General features: G+C 64.1%; 1 protein-coding gene. It reads left to right on the top strand.

Features of this window, described 5'->3' with window-relative positions:
* Position 1: 1 nt before the first annotated feature.
* Positions 2-504 (top strand): GTP-binding protein (locus tag AC1RR5_RS26730; protein WP_492926807.1); only part of this gene is annotated, 503 nt, incomplete at its 3' end.

The raw sequence follows: 504 nt of genomic DNA on the forward strand, positions 1-504 counted from the left end.
GATGGCCAAGGAAAAGTTCGAACGTAATAAGCCGCACTGCAACATCGGCACCATCGGTCACGTTGACCATGGCAAGACGACGCTGACGGCCGCGATCACGATCACGCTGGCGAAGTCGGGCGGCGCGACCGCCAAGAACTACGCCGACATCGACGCCGCGCCGGAAGAAAAGGCCCGCGGCATCACGATCAACACGGCTCACGTCGAGTATGAGACGGCCAACCGTCACTACGCGCACGTCGACTGCCCCGGCCACGCCGACTACGTGAAGAACATGATCACGGGCGCCGCCCAGATGGACGGCGCGATCCTGGTCGTGTCGGCCGCCGACGGCCCGATGCCGCAGACCCGCGAGCACATCCTGCTGGCCCGTCAGGTCGGCGTGCCGGCTCTGGTCGTGTTCATGAACAAGGTCGACATGGTCGACGACGAAGAGCTGCTGGAGCTCGTCGAAATGGAAGTGCGCGAGCTGCTCAGCTCGTACCAGTTCCCGGGCGACGACAT

It is taken from the genome of Caulobacter sp. GW821-FHT11E11 (genome assembly GCF_058808315.1).